Annotated in this window: 17 protein-coding genes; 8 read left to right on the plus strand and 9 right to left on the minus strand. The window is 70.8% G+C overall.

The features are described 5' to 3' along the window. Positions 1-120 precede the first annotated feature (120 nt). Positions 121-1140 (plus strand): DNA topoisomerase IB, encoded by a 1020-nt coding sequence (locus SSMG_RS23255; protein ID WP_009079992.1) that lies wholly within the window; start codon positions 121-123, stop codon positions 1138-1140. Between the two features lie 194 nt (positions 1141-1334). After that, positions 1335-2150: an NAD(P)-dependent oxidoreductase gene (locus tag SSMG_RS23260; protein ID WP_037714590.1), complete on the plus strand. Its 816-nt coding sequence runs from the start codon at positions 1335-1337 to the stop codon at positions 2148-2150. On the opposite strand, the gene SSMG_RS23265 is transcribed toward SSMG_RS23260, so the two are convergent. Both SSMG_RS23265 and SSMG_RS23270 read right to left on the minus strand, forming a co-directional pair. After that, complete coding sequence (locus SSMG_RS23265; RefSeq protein WP_009079997.1) at positions 2099-2617, minus strand: MarR family winged helix-turn-helix transcriptional regulator; 519 nt, start codon at positions 2615-2617, stop codon at positions 2099-2101. The genes SSMG_RS23260 and SSMG_RS23265 overlap by 52 nt on opposite strands. 56 nt (positions 2618-2673) lie before the next feature. After that, positions 2674-3264 carry a TetR family transcriptional regulator gene (locus tag SSMG_RS23270; RefSeq protein ID WP_037714593.1) on the minus strand — a complete coding sequence of 197 codons (591 nt, stop codon included), beginning with the start codon at positions 3262-3264 and terminating at the stop codon, positions 2674-2676. Between the two features lie 90 nt (positions 3265-3354). Between SSMG_RS23270 and SSMG_RS23275 the strand changes: the two genes are divergently transcribed. Together SSMG_RS23275 and SSMG_RS23280 are read left to right on the plus strand one after the other, a co-directional pair. Next, complete coding sequence (locus tag SSMG_RS23275) at positions 3355-4287, plus strand: zinc-binding dehydrogenase (RefSeq protein WP_009080000.1); 933 nt, start codon at positions 3355-3357, stop codon at positions 4285-4287. Between the two features lie 96 nt (positions 4288-4383). Further along, the gene (locus SSMG_RS23280) at positions 4384-5175 is read left to right on the plus strand and encodes an IclR family transcriptional regulator (RefSeq protein ID WP_009080002.1); all 792 of its coding nucleotides are present in this window, start codon (positions 4384-4386) and stop codon (positions 5173-5175) included. Between the two features lie 16 nt (positions 5176-5191). On the opposite strand, the gene SSMG_RS23285 is transcribed toward SSMG_RS23280, so the two are convergent. Then, positions 5192-8056, minus strand: coding sequence for an FAD-binding and (Fe-S)-binding domain-containing protein (locus SSMG_RS23285; RefSeq protein WP_009080004.1), 2865 nt, complete (start codon positions 8054-8056; stop codon positions 5192-5194). Between the two features lie 120 nt (positions 8057-8176). Here SSMG_RS23285 and SSMG_RS23290 point away from each other — a divergent pair, with 120 nt between their 5' ends. Together SSMG_RS23290 and SSMG_RS23295 are read left to right on the plus strand one after the other, a co-directional pair. Continuing rightward, a complete protein-coding gene (locus tag SSMG_RS23290; protein WP_037714595.1) occupies positions 8177-9451 on the plus strand; it encodes a hydroxyacid-oxoacid transhydrogenase in 1275 nt (424 codons plus the stop codon). A 16-nt stretch (positions 9452-9467) separates the two neighbouring features. Next, on the plus strand, positions 9468-10802 hold the full coding sequence (locus SSMG_RS23295) for an MFS transporter (protein WP_009080008.1): 1335 nt from the start codon (positions 9468-9470) through the stop codon (positions 10800-10802). 90 nt (positions 10803-10892) lie between these two features. Here SSMG_RS23295 and SSMG_RS23300 read toward each other — a convergent pair whose 3' ends face one another. The 6 genes from SSMG_RS23300 to SSMG_RS23325 form a co-directional block, all read right to left on the minus strand. After that, positions 10893-11693, minus strand: a complete 801-nt coding sequence (locus SSMG_RS23300; protein WP_037714598.1) for a SigB/SigF/SigG family RNA polymerase sigma factor — start codon at positions 11691-11693, stop codon at positions 10893-10895. A gap of 377 nt (positions 11694-12070) precedes the next feature. Beyond that, the gene (locus SSMG_RS23305) at positions 12071-12565 is read right to left on the minus strand and encodes a hypothetical protein (protein ID WP_009080014.1); all 495 of its coding nucleotides are present in this window, start codon (positions 12563-12565) and stop codon (positions 12071-12073) included. Between the two features lie 195 nt (positions 12566-12760). Beyond that, the gene (locus SSMG_RS23310) at positions 12761-14203 is read right to left on the minus strand and encodes a CYTH and CHAD domain-containing protein (RefSeq protein ID WP_009080016.1); all 1443 of its coding nucleotides are present in this window, start codon (positions 14201-14203) and stop codon (positions 12761-12763) included. Positions 14204-14215: 12 nt separating this feature from the next. Next, positions 14216-15340 carry an NADP-dependent malic enzyme gene (locus tag SSMG_RS23315; RefSeq protein ID WP_009080018.1) on the minus strand — a complete coding sequence of 375 codons (1125 nt, stop codon included), beginning with the start codon at positions 15338-15340 and terminating at the stop codon, positions 14216-14218. A 180-nt stretch (positions 15341-15520) separates the two neighbouring features. Further along, on the minus strand, positions 15521-16333 hold the full coding sequence (locus SSMG_RS23320) for a family 1 encapsulin nanocompartment shell protein (protein ID WP_009080020.1): 813 nt from the start codon (positions 16331-16333) through the stop codon (positions 15521-15523). A gap of 15 nt (positions 16334-16348) precedes the next feature. Continuing rightward, positions 16349-16906 (minus strand): hemerythrin domain-containing protein, encoded by a 558-nt coding sequence (locus tag SSMG_RS23325; RefSeq protein WP_009080022.1) that lies wholly within the window; start codon positions 16904-16906, stop codon positions 16349-16351. 77 nt (positions 16907-16983) lie between these two features. Here SSMG_RS23325 and SSMG_RS23330 point away from each other — a divergent pair, with 77 nt between their 5' ends. Then, positions 16984-17601 (plus strand): UdgX family uracil-DNA binding protein, encoded by a 618-nt coding sequence (locus SSMG_RS23330; protein WP_009080024.1) that lies wholly within the window; start codon positions 16984-16986, stop codon positions 17599-17601. A gap of 35 nt (positions 17602-17636) precedes the next feature. Further along, entirely contained in the window at positions 17637-18827 is a 1191-nt protein-coding gene (locus tag SSMG_RS23335; RefSeq protein ID WP_009080025.1) for a zinc-dependent alcohol dehydrogenase, read from the plus strand. The last annotated feature ends 10 nt before the right edge of the window (positions 18828-18837 follow it).

Here is an 18837-nt window from a genome sequence, read left to right on the forward strand (position 1 = left end):
CCCGCGCCGGGTCCGGCGCGGAGCCAGCCGGGTAACCGGTGCGCGATCGGGCAAACCTCCGCCTGGTCGAGCCGCGGCCGGATCCCGGTTTGAAGCGCGCCGCCGCGGGCAACCGCGAGCATGCGACTGCGGCGGAGCGAGCTGTCCTCGCCGGGCATCAAGCGGCAGCGGCGAGGCCGCGGTTTCCGGTATCTCGCGCCGGACGGCTCTCCGGTGACCGATCCGGAGGTGCTCGAGCGCATCCAGGGTCTCGTGATCCCGCCCGCGTGGCGCCGGGTGTGGATCTGCCCGCATCCGACCGGGCACATCCAGGCCGTCGGGACCGACGACGCGGGCCGCCGCCAGTACCTCTACCACCCCGAATGGCGGCGAGCGCGCGACGAGGAGAAACACGACCGGGTGCTCGCCCTGGCCGGCGAACTGCCCGCCGTCCGCGCCGCCCTCCAAGACGACCTCCGCCGAAGGCACCTCGACCGCCGGCGGGTCGCGGCCGCCGCGCTGCGGATGATCGACCGCGGCGTCTTCCGCAGCGGCGGCGAGGAGTACGCCGAAACCAACGGCTCCCACGGCGCGACCACGCTGCTGCGCGAACACGTGAAGATCAGCGGCGACGAGCTGACCTTCTGCTACCCCGCCAAAAGCGGCCTCGTCCGCTCGCTGAGCCTGCGCGACGGCGAACTCGCAGCCGTCCTGAAGTCGCTCCGCCGCTGCCGCACCGGAACCCCGCGCCTGTTCGCCTACCGCACCGACGACGGCTGGCACGAACTGCACGCCAGCGACGTCAACGAGCGGTTCAAGGAACTGGCCGGCGAGGAGTTCACGGTCAAGGACTTCCGCACCTGGCACGCGACCGTGCTCGCCGCGGTCTCCCTCGCCGCCCAGGAGACGCCGACCTCCCAGCGCGGCCGGGCGAGGGCCGAGTCGGCCGCGATGAAGGAGGTCGCGGAGGAGCTGGGGAACACTCCCGCGGTCGCTCGCCGCTCGTATGTCGACCCGCGCGTCCTGCGGGAATTCGAAGAGGGCAACACCATCCACCGCGCATTGCGCAAGGCCGACGCCGACGGGCTCGCGGAGGAGGAGCTACGGGAGCGGATCGAAAAAGCGGTACTCCGACTGCTGCGGCGGGCCTCCCGCGGATGACCAGCGTCCCGCCGCGACGCAGCGTCGCTGATGAGCGCGGCGGGCATCTTCTCGGATCTGCAGATCGCCGAGGAACCGGGCAACCCGATCCCCCGCGTACTGCGCGGACGTGGTGATTTGCCTCTTAAATCATACGCACCACTAATGGTATGTTGCGCACACGACCACGCTCGCCCACCCGAAAGGACCCGGCCATGACTCTCGCCGGAAAGACCGTCCTGATGTCCGGCGGCAGCCGCGGCATCGGCCTGGCCATCGCGATCCGCGCGGCGCGGGACGGGGCGAACGTCGTCCTGCTGGCGAAAACCGCCGAACCGCATCCGAAGCTGGAAGGCACCGTCTACACCGCCGCGAAGGAGATCGAAACCGCCGGCGGCCAGGCGCTGCCGATCGTCGGGGACGTGCGGTCCGAGGACGACGTGCTGGCCGCGGCGGAAGCGGCGGCGGAGCAGTTCGGCGGCATCGACGTCGTGGTGAACAACGCCAGCGCGCTCGACCGGTCCGGCACCGAAGACCTCTCGATGAAGCGCTACGACCTCATGCAGGACATCAACACCCGCGGCACGTTCCTGCTCAGCAAAGCGGCGATCCCGCACCTGCGCAAGGCGGCGAATCCGCACCTCCTGACGCTGTCGCCGCCGTTGAACCTCTCCCCCGCCTGGGTCGGCGCGCACCTGGGCTACACGCTCTCCAAATACGGCATGAGCCTGTGCACGATCGGTCTCGCGGAGGAACTGAAAGCGGACGGGATCGCCGCGAATTCGCTGTGGCCGCGCACTCTCACCGACACCGCGGCAGTGCGCAACATCATCGGCGGCGCGAGCCAGGCGCGCACCCCGCAGATCGTCGCCGATGCCGCGTACGCGATCCTCAACCGGCCGTCCCGCGAGTGCACCGGGAACCTCTTCATCGACGACGAGGTGCTCGCCGCCGAAGGCGTGACCGACCTGTCCGGCTATCAGCGCGGCGACGGCGAACTGGCGCTGGACATCTTCGTCGACCCGGCCTGATCCCGCATCCGGTCGAATTCGCCGGGCAAGGTGTCGCCCTCGTTCATCTTGGCCAGCAGTTTGCGCAGCGAATCGTGGGAGCGCTGCGGAAGGTCGCTGAGCACGTGCTGGTCCAGGCCGGCCAGCAGCTCGTTCGCCTTCCGCAGCGTTGTCCGTCCCGCGGCGCTGAGGTCGACGACGTAGCGCCGCCGGTCTTCGGGGTCGCGGGTGCGCGCGGCGAACCCGAGGGTCTCCAGGTCGTCGAGGCTGCTCACCATGGTCGCCGGGTCGATCCGCAGGTACGCGCCCAGCGACAGCTGCGACATCGGCCCGTTGTCGGCCAGCGCCTGCAGGACGCTGTAGTGCCGCACCCGCAGGCCCAGCTCGTGCAGCCGGTCCTCGGCGAGCCGGAACACGACCTGGCCGAGCTTCACCAGCAGGCAGCTCGTGTGCTCGCCGATCCCGCCCGGCACCAGCGGACCTGACATCGTTTCCCCTGCCTATCGTTTGCGGAGCGGACGAATCCCGATGATACGGGCCCCGGTCACGCCCGCAGCCGCAAACTCGGTTCCATGGCGGCGAAAGCGCGCCGCACGTGGCCGGGCAGTTCGCCCGGCGCGCAGTCGGGCAGCCATTCGTCCAGCGCGCACCGCCAGGCCGCCACGCAGAATTCGACGAGCAGCCGCAGTTCGAGGCTGGACTCGCCGAGCCGGCGCACGATCTCCGCCTCGGTTTCCGCGCAGTGCAACAGGGTGTGCCCGTTCAGCGCCGGGGACTGGTCGATCAGCCGGAGCGTCGCCGGGAACCGCTCGTACCAGTTCTCGTCCATGCGGTCGAGGGTCGCGAGCATCGCGTCGCGGAAGACATCGGCGAGCGGCCCGGATTTCGCGGTCTCGTCCAGGACCTCGAGATAGGCGCTCCAGAGTTCCTTGACCGCGGCGAGCGCGACGTCTTCCTTCGAGCGGAAGTTGCGGAAGAACGTCCGGCGCGACACCTCGACCTCGTCGAGCAGCGCGTCGAGCGGCGTGGCGTCGAAACCGCGTTCGCTGAAGAGCGAGATCGCGGTCTCCACCAGCGCCTGCCGGGTGCGCTGCTTCTTGCGCTCGCGCAGCGTGGGCGGTCCGGACGTGGTCATCTTCGGCAGTCTACCCAGCACGCGTCGCGAGCGCATATGCTATACAAGAGCAAATGCCACACTGTGGCACATTCACTCTAGGGGGTTGCCTTGCGCGCACTCGTTGTCGACCACTCCGCACCGGCTCATCTGGCCATGGCCGAGGTCGCCGACCCGGTCCCCGCGCCCGGCGAGGCGCTGATCCGGGTGGCCGCGGCCTCGCTCAACTTCGGCGAGGTCAAAGGCGCGACCGACCCGTCCGCGCCGGACGGCACCGTGATCGGCTGGGACGCGGCGGGCGTCGTCGTCCAAGCCGCGGCCGACGGTTCCGGCCCGGCGGTCGGCACGCCGGTGGTCTCGGTGGGCACCGCGGGCTGGGCCGAACTGCGCGCGGTGCCGACGAACTTGATCGGCACCGTGCCCGACGGCGCCGACCTGGGCGCGATCAGCACTATCCCGGTCGCCGCGCTGAGCGCTTTGCACGTACTGCGCCGGATCGGCCCGGTCCTCGGACGGCGAGTGCTGGTCACTGGCGCGTCCGGCGGGGTCGGCCGTTACGCGGTGCAGCTCGCCGCGCGGGCGGGCGCGGAGGTGGTGGCGATCAGCCGGGATCCCGCGCAAACGGAAGGTCTGCTCGCGCTGGGCGCGGCTGAGGTGCGCGCCTCCGCCGACGAGGTCGACCGGCCGGTGTCCGGGGTGCTGGACAATCTCGGCGGGCCGCATCTCGTGGCCGCCTTCGCGAGGTTGGAAGCGGGCGGCACGCTGGTCACCGTGGGCCGTTCGGCCGAGGCGGACGTCGTGCTGCCGCCGGACGCCTTCCTCGGCACCGAGGGGCGGCACGACCGGTCGATCCGCACGTTCTTCCTGCTGGCCGATCCCGCGGCCGACTTCTCCGCCGATCTGACCTGGCTGGCCGCCGAAACCGCCGCCGGACGCCTCGATCCGGGCATCAGCTGGCGCGGCCCGTGGGACCGGTACGCCGAGGCGGCGGAGGCGCTGGTCGGACGGACGCTGCACGGCAAGGCGGTGCTGGAGATCGGCTGAGCGGACGCGGCCGCCCCAGCGGCGGCCGCTCCCCCGGTCCGGGCGCGGCACGCGTTAACCTGGCCTGAACCGACCGCGCGAGAACACGGAACCCAGGTGAACCAGACCGGAGCACAGCCGCCAGCCGGAACGCAGGCCATCCGCCGCGCGCTCGGCATCCTGCGGCTCCTCATGGACGAGGACGGGGAGCTCGCGCTGTCCGCGATCGCCCGCAAACTGGACCTCACGCCGGGCACGACGCACCGGGTCGTGCGCGCGCTGAGCGCCGACGGGCTCGTCGCGCACAACCCCCGCACCGACAGCTACCACCTCGGCCCCGGCGCGATCCTGCTCGGCCAGGCCGCCCAGCGCGTGCACGGGCTGCAGCTCGCGCTGCCGGTCATCCAGCGGATCAACGAGGACACCGGGGAATCGGTCAACATCACGATCCGCGAGGGCAACGAATCGGTGGTGCTGCTGCGCGCGCAGTCGACGCTGCCGCTGCGCTTCGAACAGCATCCCGGCGCGCGTTTCCCGTTGTACGCCACGGCTTCCGGCAAGGCGATGCTCGCCAATTCTCTCGACGCGGAGTCCTATCTGGCGAGCCTTCCGGAACAGCTGCCCGCGCTGACGGCGCACACTCTCGCGACCCGGGACGCCCTCGCCCTGGAACTGGCCGAGACCCGCGATCGCGGATACAGCATCGACAACGAGGAAAACGTCGCCGGGGTGCGGTGTGTCGGGGCTGGGGTCCTGGACGAGCGTGGGCTTGCCCGGGCGGCGGTGGTCATCCAGGTGCCGACCGTGCGGCTGCCCGAGGAGCGGGTTCGCGAGCTGGGCGCGCTCGCCATCGAGGCGGCCAAGGAAATCGCGCCGTTCCTGCCACCGGACCGGCTCACTCGCTACTGACGCCAAGCCAGACGTCTCACTCGCTGCTGACCCCCAGCGCCCGCGCGGTCAACGAAGCCAGGTGCGCGGGCCGATGCTCGGACAGCTGCCGAATCTGCGTCCGGCAGCTGAACCCGTCCGCGTGCACCACCGTGCCTTCCGGGGCCGCTCGCAGGGCGGGCAGCAGCTGGTGTTCCGCGACCGCGACGGAAACGTCGTAATGCCCCCGCTGGAAACCGAAATTCCCCGCCAACCCGCAGCAGCCCTCGCGCAGCACCTGCGAATGCTCCGACAACCGGCCGAGCAGCTGCGCATCGGCGTCGTAGCCGAGGTCGGCGTGCTGGTGGCAATGCACCTGAGTGAGCACCGGAGCCGCGGACTTGGTCAACCCAGGAAGCTCGCTCTCGCCCACATGCTCCGCGAAGGTCCGGACGCTCCGCTTCAGCAAGGCAGTCCGCGGATCGTCCGGCAGCAGCTCCGAGCCGTCCTCGCGCAGGGTCGCGGTGCAGCTCGGTTCCAGGCCGAGCACCGGGATTCCCTGCCGCAGCCACGGGTCCAGCGCGTCCAGCGAACGGCGCAGGACCCGCCGCGCCGCGCCCAGCTGGCCGGTGCTGTGCCAGGTCAGTCCACAACAGACAGTCCGCTCCGGGACAACCACCTCGTGGCCCAGGGCTTCCAGCACCGCGACCGCGTCCCGGCCGACTTGCGGGTCGAAGAAGTTCGTGAAGGTGTCCGGCCACAGCACGACCTTCGACGACGACGGCACCCGTTCCCGGCGGCGGAACCACGACGCGAAAGTCGGCGAAGCGAGCTGCGGCAAAGCGCGTTCGGCGGCGATCCCGCCCAGGCGGTTCAAGGCTGGTCGAAGCGGGCCGGAGGCCACGGCGTTGATCGCACGGGCGAACGGGGCGCCTAGCCGGAGCCAGCGCGGCAGCGCGCCCATGGTGTAGTGCGACATCGGGCGAATCCGTCGCTCGTAGTGCCGGCTGAGGAATTCGGTCCGGTAGGAAGCCATGTCGACGCCGACCGGGCAGTCGGATTTGCAGGCCTTGCACCCCAGGCAGAGATCGAGTGCGTCGCGGACCTCGGGCGAGCGCCAGCCGTCCTCGAGGACGTCCCCGGCCAGCATTTCGAACAGCAGGCGCGCCCGGCCGCGGGTCGAATGTTCTTCCTTGCCGGTCGCGCGGTAGCTCGGGCACATCATCCCGCCGGACGCGGAAACGCATTTGCCCACGCCCACGCATCGGCGGGAGGCCGCGGCCAGGTCGCCGCCGTCGGCGTGCAGGGCGAGCCGCGCGCGGGTCGGCAGGACCGGCGGGGCGATGACGGTGCGCAGATCGGCGTCCAGCGGAGCGGGATCGACGACCCGGCCCGGGTTCATGCCGTTCGACGGGTCGAAGGCGGCTTTGAAATCGGCGAACGCCTGCATCAGCCGCGGCGGGAACATCAGCGGCAGGAGTTCGGCCCGCGCCTGGCCGTCGCCGTGTTCGCCGGACAGCGAACCGCCGTGGGACACCACGAGTTCCGCCGCCTCGACCAGGAACGACCGATACGCCTCCTTCGCTTCCGGCGCGGCCATCGGGAAATCGATCCGCACGTGCAGGCAGCCGTCGCCGAAGTGGCCGTAGACCACGCCTTTGCGGCCGTGCTTCTCCAGCAGCAGATCGAATTCGCGCAGGTACGCGCCGAGCCGGTCCGGCGGGACCGCGGAGTCCTCCCAGCCCGACCAGGCCTCGGACCCGTCGGCCAGCCGCGTCGCGAGACCCGCGCCTTCCTCCCGGATGCGCCAGAGTTTCCGTTGCTCGACAGGATCTCGCACGACCAGCGAAGAAGCGCCGACCTGCGGGGCGCGGGCGGCGACCTGCTGGGCGACCGCGAAAGCCTCGTCCGCGTCGTCGCCGCCGGTTTCCAGGTACAGCCACGCCGTTCCGTTCGGCAACGTGCTGCGGTCCCCCGGCTTCCGGGCGTCGAGCGCGGCGACCAGACCGGCTTCGATGCCTTCCATGGTCAGCACCGGAAGGTCGAGCAGCGCCGGGACCGCGTCGGCGGCGGCGATGCTGTTCTCGAAGCCCAGCACGGCGAGAGCGCGCGTCGCCGGGATCGGAGCCAGGTCGACGACCGCGCTGAGCATCGTCGCGCAGGTCCCCTCGGAACCGACCAAGGCCTTGGCGACGTCGAAACCGTTCTCCGGCAACAGGTATTCGAGGTTGTACCCGGAAACGCGCCGCGGCAGTTCCGGGTAGCCGAGCCGGATGTCGGCCAGGTATTCGTCGCGCAGGTCCCGCAGGCGGCGGTACAGCTCGCCGACCGAATCCTCGCGGGCGCACAATTCCGCCAGCTCCGCCGGAGAAGTCGGACCGACCTCGAGCCGGGTTCCGTCGAGGAGCGCGATTTCCAGCGCGCGGACGTTGTCGACGGTCTTCCCCCACGCCACCGAATGCGACCCGCAGGCGTTGTTGCCGATCATGCCGCCGATCGTGCACCGGCTGTGCGTCGACGGGTCCGGGCCGAAGGTGAGCCCGTGTTCGGCGGCCCGTACGCGCAGCCGGTCCAGCACCAGGCCGGGTTCGACGCGCGCGGTCCGGGCCGCGGGGTCGAGGTCCAGCACGCGGTTGAGATGCCGGGTGAAGTCCAGGATCACCGCGCGGTTCGCGGCCTGCCCGCCGATGCTCGTCGCCGCGCCGCGCGGGAGGACCGGCGCGCCGTGGTCCGCGCATACCTTCAACGCGGCCACCACGTCGTCCGCGCTGCGCGGCCGGACCACGAGCAGCGGGACGTGCCGGTAGTTCGACGCGTCGGTGGAGTGGGTGGCGAGCGTGGCCGGGTCGCCGGCGACCTCGCCGGACACCGCCCGCGCGAGTGCTTCCTGCAGTGCCGAATGCGAACGGGCTCGGGCCGGCATGGGCGTCTCCTGGGAAATCGGGGGTTCACAGCGCCGCGGTCGCCGGGCTACCGTGAAGGCTCGCCACATAGTGGATATTGCTTCCACATGTTGTCAACCTCGACGTGAGGAGTGGTCTCCTTGACCGACCTGCCCCGCAACGAAAGCGTCTTCACCTGGGCCGCGCCCCCGTTGAAATTCGGCGCCGGCGCGCTCGACGAGCTGGGCGCGGAGGTGGCCGCCCGGCAGGCCAAGTCGTGCCTGATCCTCACCGACCCCGGAGTCCGCGGCACCGGCATCCCGGACCGGGCGCTCGACTCGATCCGCGCGGCAGGCGTGAAGAGCGAGATCTTCGACGGCGTCGGCGTCGAACCGACCGACGCGAGCATCGACGAGGCGGTCGCCTACGCCCGCCAGCAGGACTGGGACTGCTTCGTCGCGATCGGCGGCGGTTCGGCGATCGACACCGCCAAGGCCGTCAACCTGCTGACCACGCACCCCGGCGAACTGCTCGACTTCGTGACCCCGCCGATCGGCGCGGGCAAGGCCCCGTGGCTGCCGCTGAAACCGCTGATCGCCGTGCCGACCACCGCGGGCACCGGGTCCGAATCGACCACGATCTGCGTCGTCGACCTGCTCGGCCTGCACCTCAAGGCCGGGGTGAGCCATCCGTCGCTGCGCCCGTCGCTGGCGGTCGTCGACCCGCGCACCACGATCACCCTGCCCCCGGCGGTGACCGCGGCCAGCGGCATGGACGTGCTGTCGCACGCGCTGGAGAGCTACACCAGCGTCGCGTTCGACGCGAAGCCCGCGCCGGAAGACCCGATGAAACGCCCGGCGTTCTGCGGTTCCAACCCGATCAGCGACGTGTGGTGCGAGATGGCGCTGACGTTGGTGGGCAAGCATTTGCGCGCCGCCGTCCTCAATGGACGCGACCTGACCGCGCGCACCCAGATGGCCCTCGCGTCCACCTACGCCGGAACCGGTTTCGGCAACGCCGGCACCCACCTGCCGCACGCGAACGCGTACCCGATCGCCGGAGCGGTGAAGCAGTACCGCGCCGAGGGCTACCCGGAGATGCCGATGGTCCCGCACGGCCAGGCCGTGTCCGCGACCGCCGCCGAGGTGTTCCGCTGGACCTATCCCGCGGCCCCGGAACGGCACCTGCACGCCGCGCACCTGCTGTCCGGCGGGCAGACGTTCACCGCGACCGACGGCGCCGACGCGCTCCCGCACGTGCTCGCCGAGCTGATGGCCGACATCCAGATGCCGAAGGGCTTGCACGCGTTCGGGTACGGCGACGAGGACATCGACACCCTCGTCGACGGCACGCTCAAGCAGACCCGCCAGCTGGCCGTCGTGCCCCGTCCGGTCACCCGGGCCGCGCTCGAAGACATCTTCCGCCGTTCGCTCTGACCACCGGGAGTTATCAATGGCGACAACTCCGGAGAAAAGCACCGACGTCCGCCTGGTCGTCGCGTCCAGCGTGTTCGGCACCACCGTCGAGTGGTACGACTTCTTCCTGTACGGCACGGCCGCGGGACTCGTCTTCAACAAACTGTATTTCCCCGGCTCCGATCCCCTGGTCGGCACCGTGCTGGCCTTCGCGACCTTCGCGCTCGGCTTCCTCGCCCGCCCGATCGGCGGGTTCGTCTTCGGCCACCTCGGCGACCGGGTGGGCCGCAAGAAGATCCTCGTCGCGACCATGCTCATCATGGGCGCGGCGACCTGTCTCATCGGGCTGCTGCCCGATTACCGGATGATCGGCCCGGCCGCCCCGGTCGTCCTCGTCGTCCTCCGCTTGGCCCAGGGCGTCGCCGTCGGCGGCGAATGGGGCGGGGCGGTGCTCATGGCCACCGAGTACGCCCCGGCCGGGAAACGCGGCCTCTACGGCAGTTTCCCGCAGATCGGGCTGGCCATCGGGCTCACGCTGGGCACCGGCGTGCTGGCGCTGCTGAACGCGGTCACCAGCGACGAGGCGTTCCTGTTGTGGGGCTGGCGGATCGGCTTCCTGCTGTCCGCGGTGCTGGTCGTGGCTGGCCTGCTGATCCGGGTCAAGGTGATGGAAACCCCGGCCTTCCGCACCATGGCGGCCGAGGAGGGCACCGCGACCGTCCCCGCCGTCGAACTGGTCCGCGACCGGCTCTCCCGGCGGCACCTGCTGCTCGGCATGGGCAGCCGGTTCACCGAGGGCGTGGCGTTCAACGCGTGGGCGGTCTTCGTCATCTCCTACGGCAGCGGAACGCTGAAACTGGACCGGCAGCCGCTGCTGGTCGGCGTGATGATCGCGGCCGCGGTGATGGTGGTGTTCATCCCGGTGTTCGGCAAGGTGTCCGACCGGCTCGGCCGGAGGCGGACGTTCGCGACCGGAGCCGTGACCACGCTGGTGCTGGCGATCCCCGCACTGGCGGCGCTGCACAGCGGCAACCCGGTGCTGATCACTGTCTCCCTGATCGCGGTGCTGGGCGTCAGCTACCCGGTGATGTACGGCCCGCAGGCGGCGTTCTACGCCGAACTGTTCCCGATTTCCCGGCGGTGCACCGGGATTTCGGTCGTGTACCAGCTTTCCGGCGTCGTCGCCTCGGGGCTCACCCCGCTGATCCTGGCGTATCTCGCCGGGAAGACCGGGACGACCGGCATCCTGGTCTACCTCGCGGCGACGACCGTGATCAGCGTGGCGTGCACGCTGGCGATCCGGCAGAGCGACCTGTACGTGGACGACGAGCGGATTTCCTTGCCCGCCAAGGAGGTTCCGCGGTTCACCTGAGCGGCCCCGTACCGCGCGGGCTGGCCCGCCGATGTTCGTGAAGGGAACCCTGAGGGACTCTGAATCACTCAGGGTTCCCCTCACGGACGGTCAGCGAGAGGCGCCGGACGCCTCGGTGAGCTGGTCCCGCAGGGTGCTCAGCGTCCGGGCCAGCAACCGCGAAACCTGCATCTGCGACAGCCCGACCCGTTCGGCGATCTGGCTCTGCGTCATGTTCGAGAAGAACCGCATGACGAGGATCGCGCGCTCGCGTTCCGGCAGGCTCCGCAGCAGCGGCTTGAGCGTTTCCCGGTCCTCGAGCTTCTCGATTTCCGGGTCCTCGTCGCCGAGCGTGTCCGCCAGCGCGACCGAGCCGCTGTCGTCGTGGGCCGGGTAGTCGATGGAGGAGGCCTGGTAGGCGTTCCCGGCGTGCAGGGCCTCGGCGACCTCGTCGAGATCGAGGTCGAGGTGGTCGGCGAGTTCGCGCGCGGTGGGCGCGCGGCCCAGGCGCTGGCCCAGTTCCGTGGCTGCTTGGCCGACCGTCAAATGGAGTTCTTTGAGCCGCCGCGGGACGCGGACCGACCAGGTGTGGTCGCGGAAGTACCGGCGGACCTCGCCCATCACGGTCGGGACGGCGAACGCGACGAAATCGGTCTGCCGCGCCGGGTCGTACCGGTCGACGGCGTTGATCAGGCCGATCCGCGCGACCTGCAGGAGGTCCTCGGTCGGCTGGCCGCGCCGGGCGAACCGGCGGGCGATGTGCTCGGCCAGCGGCAAATGTTCCTCGATGAGGCGGCGGCGCAGCCGGGAGTGCTCGTCGGTGTCCTCGGCCAGGTGGCTGATTTCCTCGAACAGCGCCGCGTAGTGCCGGTAGTCGTCGCGCCGGGTGCGGGTCATGGTCGCCGCGGTCATGCAGGTCCTCCTGACAGCCGAAGGGAACGTGACTCGGGTAGTGCCCTGGTGCGCATCGCGTAGCCGACGCTAATCATCCTTAGTGGACAGTGCTCGGCGCCGCAAGGCGAGCGCGCGGCGGATCCGCGCGTCCGCCCGGTCGCCGGGAAGCCGGAGTGTGATGGCCGGGTGATACCCGCTCGCGGGCAAGATCAATCAGCCCGCCACCCGGATGGGGGCTCCAGCAGGGGCGCGCAGGCGCAGCAAGGTGGCGAGTCGGTGCCGACGGACCGCAGGCTGACGATGCGCGCTGCCCGATGCGGTGATCGCGGTGCCCAATGCGGTGACGCCGAGCGCGCGGAGAGCTTCGCCCGGATGCGTTCCGACGGCGGCCGAACTCAGCTTCCCGACCGCCAGCGCCCGCGCGGCGAACGGCGGTCGGTGCGGCTGAGCACCCCGGACGTGTCGCGTTTCCAATGTCCGCCGCGCGAATCGGTGAAGGACAGGCCGGGGACGGCGGCCGCCGAGTACAGGTCGTCCACCGGCATCTCGTCCTCGCCGAACGGCAGCGCGCGGACGGCGGTCGAGCCGGGCGGGATGATCGCGAGGCGGACGCAGTGCGGTTCGCCCTCGCCGGGGCGCTCGACCTCCAGCGAACAGTCGAACACCGGTGCGTCGCCGCTGTTGTGCGCGCAGACGACGTAATCCTCGTCACGCTCGTGCCGGGCGCCCTCGTCGAGCCACGCGGAGACCGACTGCGCCTGCTGCTCCTGCCGGATTTCCGGCTGGTCCTTCCGGTTCAGCAGCATGATCCACACATACGAGGCGAAGCCCAGCAACGAGCCCGCGCTCCCGATCGCCGACACCCACGTCGCGGTAAGTTGTCCTCCCATTTCACCCGGAGTGCCCCGATTCGGCCGAGGCGAAACGAGGCCGGCAGAGGTTTGGACCTTCCCCGGCCGGGGTAGAAAGACCGCAGCGCGGAACCAGTGCCGCGCCAGGACTTTCGTTGCCGCGGGGACGCCGGTGGTGCCACGACACCGCCGGCGTTTCTGCTGTCCACAATGGACCGGCAGGGGCCGCGGCGTTCAGTCCTTCAACCAGGCCGGGCAAGCACCCTTCCGCAGCGTGCGCCATTCGCGAGCGAACCTGTCCCGCAACAGCTTCGCCGCGGCTTCGTCGCGACCGTAGAGGAGACCGAACGTAAACGTGTTCTGGTTCTCACTGAAGCCATCGATCGCGAAGTGCCGCAACGCCGCGCGGTCGACCACGGTGTCCTGATGCTTGCCCAGCGTCTGCTGCGCTGCCTTGACGTGCTTGCGCCAAGTCCGCAGCTTCTTGCCGAACACCGGCCGGACGGCGTCGGCGGCATAGCGAGCCCGCTTGGCCTTCTTCCGAACCTCGTGCAGCGCCTTCTCCAGTTCGGCGCCGCTGAGCCCCTCCGTCGCCGCAGTGGCTCGATAGAGCTTGCGCGCGGTCTTGCGCAGGGGTTTCCGCAATTCCTTCTTGCCCGCGGGGCGGACCGTGTCGAGCAGCGCCGCGATCGACTGCAGCAAGGTCGCGTATCGATTGCTGGACAACGCTTCCGTCGCGCGAGCCAGTTCGGTTTGGGAAGTGCGGGCGAAGTCACGGGTCAGGTATTGGCGCAGCGGCCCGAAAACCAGCTCCGACGGGACCTCGTCGAGACAACCTTCAAGGCGAGCTTGGCTCACTTCGGTGTCGCGCGCACCCGCGAGTTCCCCGCCCAGCCACTTCAGCTCCGCCGCGACCGCGTCGGCCTTCTTCTTGCCCGCCAAGGATTTGAACGTCCGAAGCGCGCTCCGCAGTTTCCGCGCCGCCACCCGGAGCTGGTGCACCGAATCGTCCGCCCCGACGCGAAAGCCCAAGTCCGCGCGACGCAACCGCTCGAATTGCTCGCTCAGATACTCCCGCACGACGTGGTCCGATCCGCGCGCGGGCTCGGTCTCGGCTCCGAGCAACCGCTGCAGTTTCGACGGCCACGACGCGTTTTCGGCCCCGCGCTTGCGCAAGCTCCGGTCGAGGCGGTCGAGCAGCTCCGGCGCGGAATCCGCCGCCAGCTCGACGTCCAGTTCCCGCCACCGGTCCAGCCGAAGCGCCTGTCCCCCCAGGAATTCCCCCGTGACGTGATCGTCGGCCAGAGTCGCCACGGTCCGGCCGGCCGGATCGGCCAGGCGGTGCGTGAACCGGTCGGTCCGCAGCTGCGCGACCGGCCGGAGCTTGCGGTCCAGGGTGTAGGCGCGGACCAGTGCCGCGATCTCCGCGGGGACCTTCGGGGCGTCGTCGAGCGGAAACCGCAACTCTTGCCCAGGCGCCCGCAGGCACCACCCCGCGTCGCTGCTTCTTCGCAGCGTGATCCCGGCTCTGGTCAGCCGGAAGTCCTTGGTGTCGTAGTAAACGGTCTCCAGCGTCCGCTCGGCGGGAGGTTCCTGGGTGATCCCCTTGCCCGCCAGCTGCGGCACCCGCGCCGTCAGGCTCAGCTCGTATTTCCGTCCGGATTCCGCGCTTCGCATTCCCCAGCTCCTTCAGTCGTTTTCGGCCGCACCCGCAATGCCCTCGGCGATCGCGGGCACCAAGCCCTCGTCGAAGACGCTGGGCACGATGTGCTCCCGGTCGAGGTCGTCGCCGACCGTCGCGGCCAGCGCGTGCGAGGCCGCGAGCAGCATCCGGCCGGTCACCCGCGCGGCGCCGGAGTCGAGCAGCCCGCGGAACATCCCCGGGAACACGAGGACGTTGTTGATCTGGTTGGGCAGGTCGCTGCGGCCGGTCGCGACGATCTCCGCGTGCTCGCGCGCGGCGTCCGGATCGACCTCCGGATCCGGGTTGGCCAGCGCGAACACGATCGCCCGGTCGGCCATCCGCGCGAGGTCGTCGCCCTTGAGCAGGCCGCCGACGCTCACGCCGACGAAAACGTCCGCGTCCTGCAAAGCGTCTTGCAGGCTGCCCCGGACCGCGTCGCCGCGGTTGGTGTTCTCCGCGAGCCACTGCTTCTCGCCGGTCAGGTCGCGCTCGCTGTGCAGGGCGCCCTTGCTGTCGCAGACCACGATCCGCTCCGCGTCGAAATCCGCCTTCAGCAGCAGCCGGGCGATCGCGGACCCGGCCGCGCCGGCGCCGGAGATCACCACCGAGGTGTCCCCCGGCGTGCGGTCGGTCAGCTTCAGGGCGTTGTGCAGGGCGGCGAGCACGGCGATCGCGGTCCCGTGCTGGTCGTCGTGGAAGACGGGGATGTCCAGCTCGTCGTGCAGCTGCCGCTCGACGGTGAAGCACCGGGGCGCGGCGATGTCTTCGAGGTTGATCGCGCCGAAGGACGTCGCGAGGTCTTTTGCCGTGCGCACGAGGTCTTCGGGTTCGCGGCTGACCGGGCAGATCGGCCAGGCGTCGACATCGGCGAACCGTTTCAGCAGCGCCGCTTTGCCCTCCATCACCGGCAGCGCGGCGGCCGGGCCCTGGTCGCCGAGCCCGAGCAGCGCGGAACCGTCGGACACGATCGCCACGGAGTTGCTGCGCACCGTTTCCCGCGCGAGCACCGACGGGTCCTCGGCGACGCGTTTGGCCAGCTCGGCGACGCCGGGGGTGTAGTGCTCGGCGAGGTCGCCGGCGTCGTCGAGCCGCACTCGGGTGGTGACCTGGATCTTTCCGCGACTGCTCATGGCAGCCGGATACCCGGCGGGGCGGCGGCGGAATCGTGCTCAGCCCGAGCTCCGTCTCCTGCCCCCTCCCCGGCCTTGGCGGCCAGATGTCCGTGAGGGGAACCGTGAGGGAATCTGAGTACGTGAGGGTTCCCCTCACGTACCTTCGCCTGGCCCGGCGGGGCGGCGGCGGAATCGTGCTCAGTCCAGCACGAGCGCGGCGTCCGGTTCGGTCACCCGGAAACTGAAGCTCTCCTCCAGGTACAGCGTGAGCGTCTCGGCGTCGTGGTGGCGGTAGCCGACCGAGAGGTCCTGGCCGAGTTCGAGCACGAAATCCCCGCCGGACAGGCTCAGCACGACCGCCCCGGCCAGACCGGGCGTCCGCTTGACCCGGCCGCCGCCGAGCGCCCGGCGGAGGTGGTCGAGCACGAGAAGGCCGCCGTTTTCGGTGCTCTCCACGATGGAGGTGTAGCCGTCCGGGTTGATCGCGAGCGCGTACGGCCCCTCGATTCCGTTGCACCGCAACGTGTTCACCGCGTTGGCGACGACGTGCGGATAGCGTTCCGGATCGGCGCCCAGCGTCCCGTGGTCGTACGGGCTCGCCTCGACGATGCCGGTGATCCCGGCGTCCGGCCAGCCGTGGAACACCGCCCGGTTCTCCAGCAGGCCCACCTGGGCGGCGGCCTGGTCGAGGTCATCGAACTCCAGGTCGGCGGCGCCGCGCTCGGCGTCCTCGAGTTCCCGGCGCTCGACGGTGAACGGCACGCGCACCTCCACCAGCGGCAGCACCCGGCGCTGCTGGGCGAGCGTCTCGCGCTCGCGGGCGGCGTCCGGCGGATCGATCCGCCGGGTCCGGCCGAGCGGCGTGGCCGAGTGCGCCCAGCCGTGCGGGCCCTCGACGTCGACCATCTTGCGCGCCGCCAAGTGCGCCGCCAGCCGTTCCCGCGCCTCGTTGTCGATCTGCTTCCAGCCCTCGGCCGGGATCGGCGCGAGCTCGCGCAGCAGGTGGTTCACGGTGTTCCCCTCTCGTCAGTCCTTCAGGCCGCCGATGCCGAGCGAACCGTCCGCCGGCGGCGTCTTCCCGGCTTTCCGCTCCTGCTCGGCGACGTAACGCTCGGGGTCGACGTCCCCGGTGTCGATGCCCTTGGCGCCCTCGTGCTCGGCCTTGAACGCGAGGAACTTCCGGCCGAGTTCCTCGCGCAGCCCCGGGTCGGCGTGCTTGCGGAAGTCGGCGAGCGCGTCGTCCTCTTCCTCGGCCATGTGCTCGCTGTTGGCGGTGCGGGCCTGCCGGACCGCCGCGTGCCAGGCCGCGCTGCCCGCCGGGTGGCGGCGGGTTTCGGCGACCGCGTCGCGGATGTCGTTGTGGTCGCCGACCGCGTCGAGCGTCTCGTCCTCGGCGTCCGCGCCGCGCTGGATCAGCTCGGGGTAGAAGACCGCCTCCTCGGCCGCCGCGTGCAGGTCCAGCAGGTCGGCGAGCGGTTCCCAGGCCCGCGCCAGCTCGTCCGGGCGGTCGAGGTCGTCCAGCGCCGCGAACGCCCGCCGGAACCGCTCGTGATCGTCGAGGATCAGGCTGGTGATGTCCGTCATGGCCCCCGACGTTAGCTCCCCCGGCGGCGGCGCGCTCGTCGTGTTTGCCCGAGGCCCGTTGCGGGTAAAGAGATCCGATGGTCGCGCGTCAGGAACCGGGAGCCGAGCCGCCGGACACCACCAGCCTCGGCAAGCTCCGCGAAGCAGCCCGCGAGTGCCGCGGCTGCGGCCTTTACCGCGACGCCACGGCCACGGTTTTCGGCGAGGGCCCCCAGCGCGCGGACATCTTCGCCCTCGGCGAGCAGCCCGGCGACCAGGAGGACCAGCGCGGCGAGCCGTTCGTCGGCCCGGCCGGACGGCTGCTGGACAAAGCGCTCGCCGACGCGGGGCTGGACCGGGATTCCCTCTACGTGACCAACGCGGTCAAGCACTTCAAGTTCAAGCTGCGCGGCAAGCGCCGGATCCACGAAAAACCGGCGCGGTCGGAGGTCGTCGCGTGCCGCCCATGGCTGGTGGCCGAACTGCGGGCCGTTCAGCCGCGGCTCGTGCTGCTGCTGGGCGCGACGGCGGCGCAATCGGTGTACGGCACCAGTTTCCGGCTCACCCGGCATCGCGGCGAACGGCTGGATCCGCCGGAAGAGTTCGCCGATCTGTTCGCTTCCGCGGTCGCCACCGTGCATCCTTCCGCGGTGCTGCGCGCGCCCGACCGGGACACCGCGTACGACGAGTTCGTCGCCGACCTGCGCGGACTCTGACGTTTGCCCGTGCGGGCAAGGGGAATCCGGCCGCCATGAAAGCAGTGACCTGGCACGGCAAGCGGGACGTGCGAGTCGACGACGTCCCGGACCCGAAAATCGAGGAACCGACCGACGCCGTCGTGCGGGTGACCTCCACCGGCATCTGCGGCTCCGACCTGCACCTGTACGAGGTCCTCGGCCCGTTCATGACCGAGGGCGACATCCTCGGCCACGAGCCGATGGGGATCGTCGAGGAGGTCGGCAGCGCGGTGAGTTCGCTGAAGCCCGGCGACCGCGTCGTGGTGCCGTTCAACATTTCCTGCGGCCATTGCTGGATGTGCGAACGCGGGCTGCAGTCGCAGTGCGAGCTCACCCAGGTCAAGGACCAGGAAAAGGGCGCGGCGCTGTTCGGCTACACGAAGCTCTACGGCCAGGTGCCCGGCGGGCAGGCCGAGTACCTGCGCGTCCCGCAGGCGCAGTACGGGCCGATCAAGGTGCCCGACGGCCCGCCGGACGAACGGTTCGTCTACCTGTCCGACGTGGTCCCCACGGCGTGGCAGGCCGTCGACTACGCGGACGTTCCCGACGGCGGTTCCGTCGTGGTCTTCGGGCTCGGCCCGATCGGCCAGATGGCCGCCCGGGTCGCGCTGCACCGGGGCGCGGGCGAGGTGATCGGGGTCGACCTCGTGCCGGAACGGCTGGCGCGGGCCCGCGCGCACGGCGCGACCACGCTGGACCTGCGCGACCACCGGCGGATCGGCGACGCGATCCGCGACCTGACCGGCGGTCGCGGCGCGGATTCGGTGATCGACGCGGTCGGCATGGAAGCGCACGGCGCGCCGATCGGGAAACTCGCGCACAACCTGGTCGCGCTCCTGCCGCAGACGCTGGGCGCGAAGGTGACGGAGAAGGCCGGGATCGACCGGCTGAGCGTGCTGTACGCGGCCATCGACAGCGTCCGGCGCGGCGGCACGATCTCGCTGTCGGGCGTGTACGGCGGGATGGCCGACCCGATCCCGATGATGGAGCTGTTCGACAAGCAGATCCGGCTGCACACCGGACAGGCCAACGTCCGCCGGTGGATCGACGACGTCCTGCCGGTGCTCACCGCGGACGGCGATCCCCTGGGCGTCGAAGGCTTCGCGACGCACAAGCTCCCGCTGCGCGACGCGCCGCGGGCGTACGAGATGTTCCAGAAGAAGCTCGACGGAGTGCAGAAGATCCTGCTCGAACCAGCCGCATAGCCAGAGGTCC

This window comes from Streptomyces sp. AA4 (assembly GCF_000158875.1).
Taxonomy (GTDB): Bacteria; Actinomycetota; Actinomycetes; order Mycobacteriales; family Pseudonocardiaceae; genus Amycolatopsis.

Coding starts and splice junctions, on each gene's coding strand:
- SSMG_RS23255 (WP_009079992.1), top strand. CDS start 121: ATGCGACTGCGGCGGAGCGAGCTGTCCTCGCCGGGCATCAAGCGGCAG.
- SSMG_RS23260 (WP_037714590.1), top strand. CDS start 1,335: ATGACTCTCGCCGGAAAGACCGTCCTGATGTCCGGCGGCAGCCGCGGC.
- SSMG_RS23265 (WP_009079997.1), bottom strand. CDS start 2,617: ATGTCAGGTCCGCTGGTGCCGGGCGGGATCGGCGAGCACACGAGCTGC.
- SSMG_RS23270 (WP_037714593.1), bottom strand. CDS start 3,264: ATGACCACGTCCGGACCGCCCACGCTGCGCGAGCGCAAGAAGCAGCGC.
- SSMG_RS23285 (WP_009080004.1), bottom strand. CDS start 8,056: ATGCCGGCCCGAGCCCGTTCGCATTCGGCACTGCAGGAAGCACTCGCG.
- SSMG_RS23295 (WP_009080008.1), top strand. CDS start 9,468: ATGGCGACAACTCCGGAGAAAAGCACCGACGTCCGCCTGGTCGTCGCG.
- SSMG_RS23300 (WP_037714598.1), bottom strand. CDS start 11,693: ATGACCGCGGCGACCATGACCCGCACCCGGCGCGACGACTACCGGCAC.
- SSMG_RS23305 (WP_009080014.1), bottom strand. CDS start 12,565: ATGGGAGGACAACTTACCGCGACGTGGGTGTCGGCGATCGGGAGCGCG.
- SSMG_RS23310 (WP_009080016.1), bottom strand. CDS start 14,203: ATGCGAAGCGCGGAATCCGGACGGAAATACGAGCTGAGCCTGACGGCG.
- SSMG_RS23315 (WP_009080018.1), bottom strand. CDS start 15,340: ATGAGCAGTCGCGGAAAGATCCAGGTCACCACCCGAGTGCGGCTCGAC.
- SSMG_RS23325 (WP_009080022.1), bottom strand. CDS start 16,906: ATGACGGACATCACCAGCCTGATCCTCGACGATCACGAGCGGTTCCGG.
- SSMG_RS23330 (WP_009080024.1), top strand. CDS start 16,984: ATGGTCGCGCGTCAGGAACCGGGAGCCGAGCCGCCGGACACCACCAGC.
- SSMG_RS23335 (WP_009080025.1), top strand. CDS start 17,637: ATGAAAGCAGTGACCTGGCACGGCAAGCGGGACGTGCGAGTCGACGAC.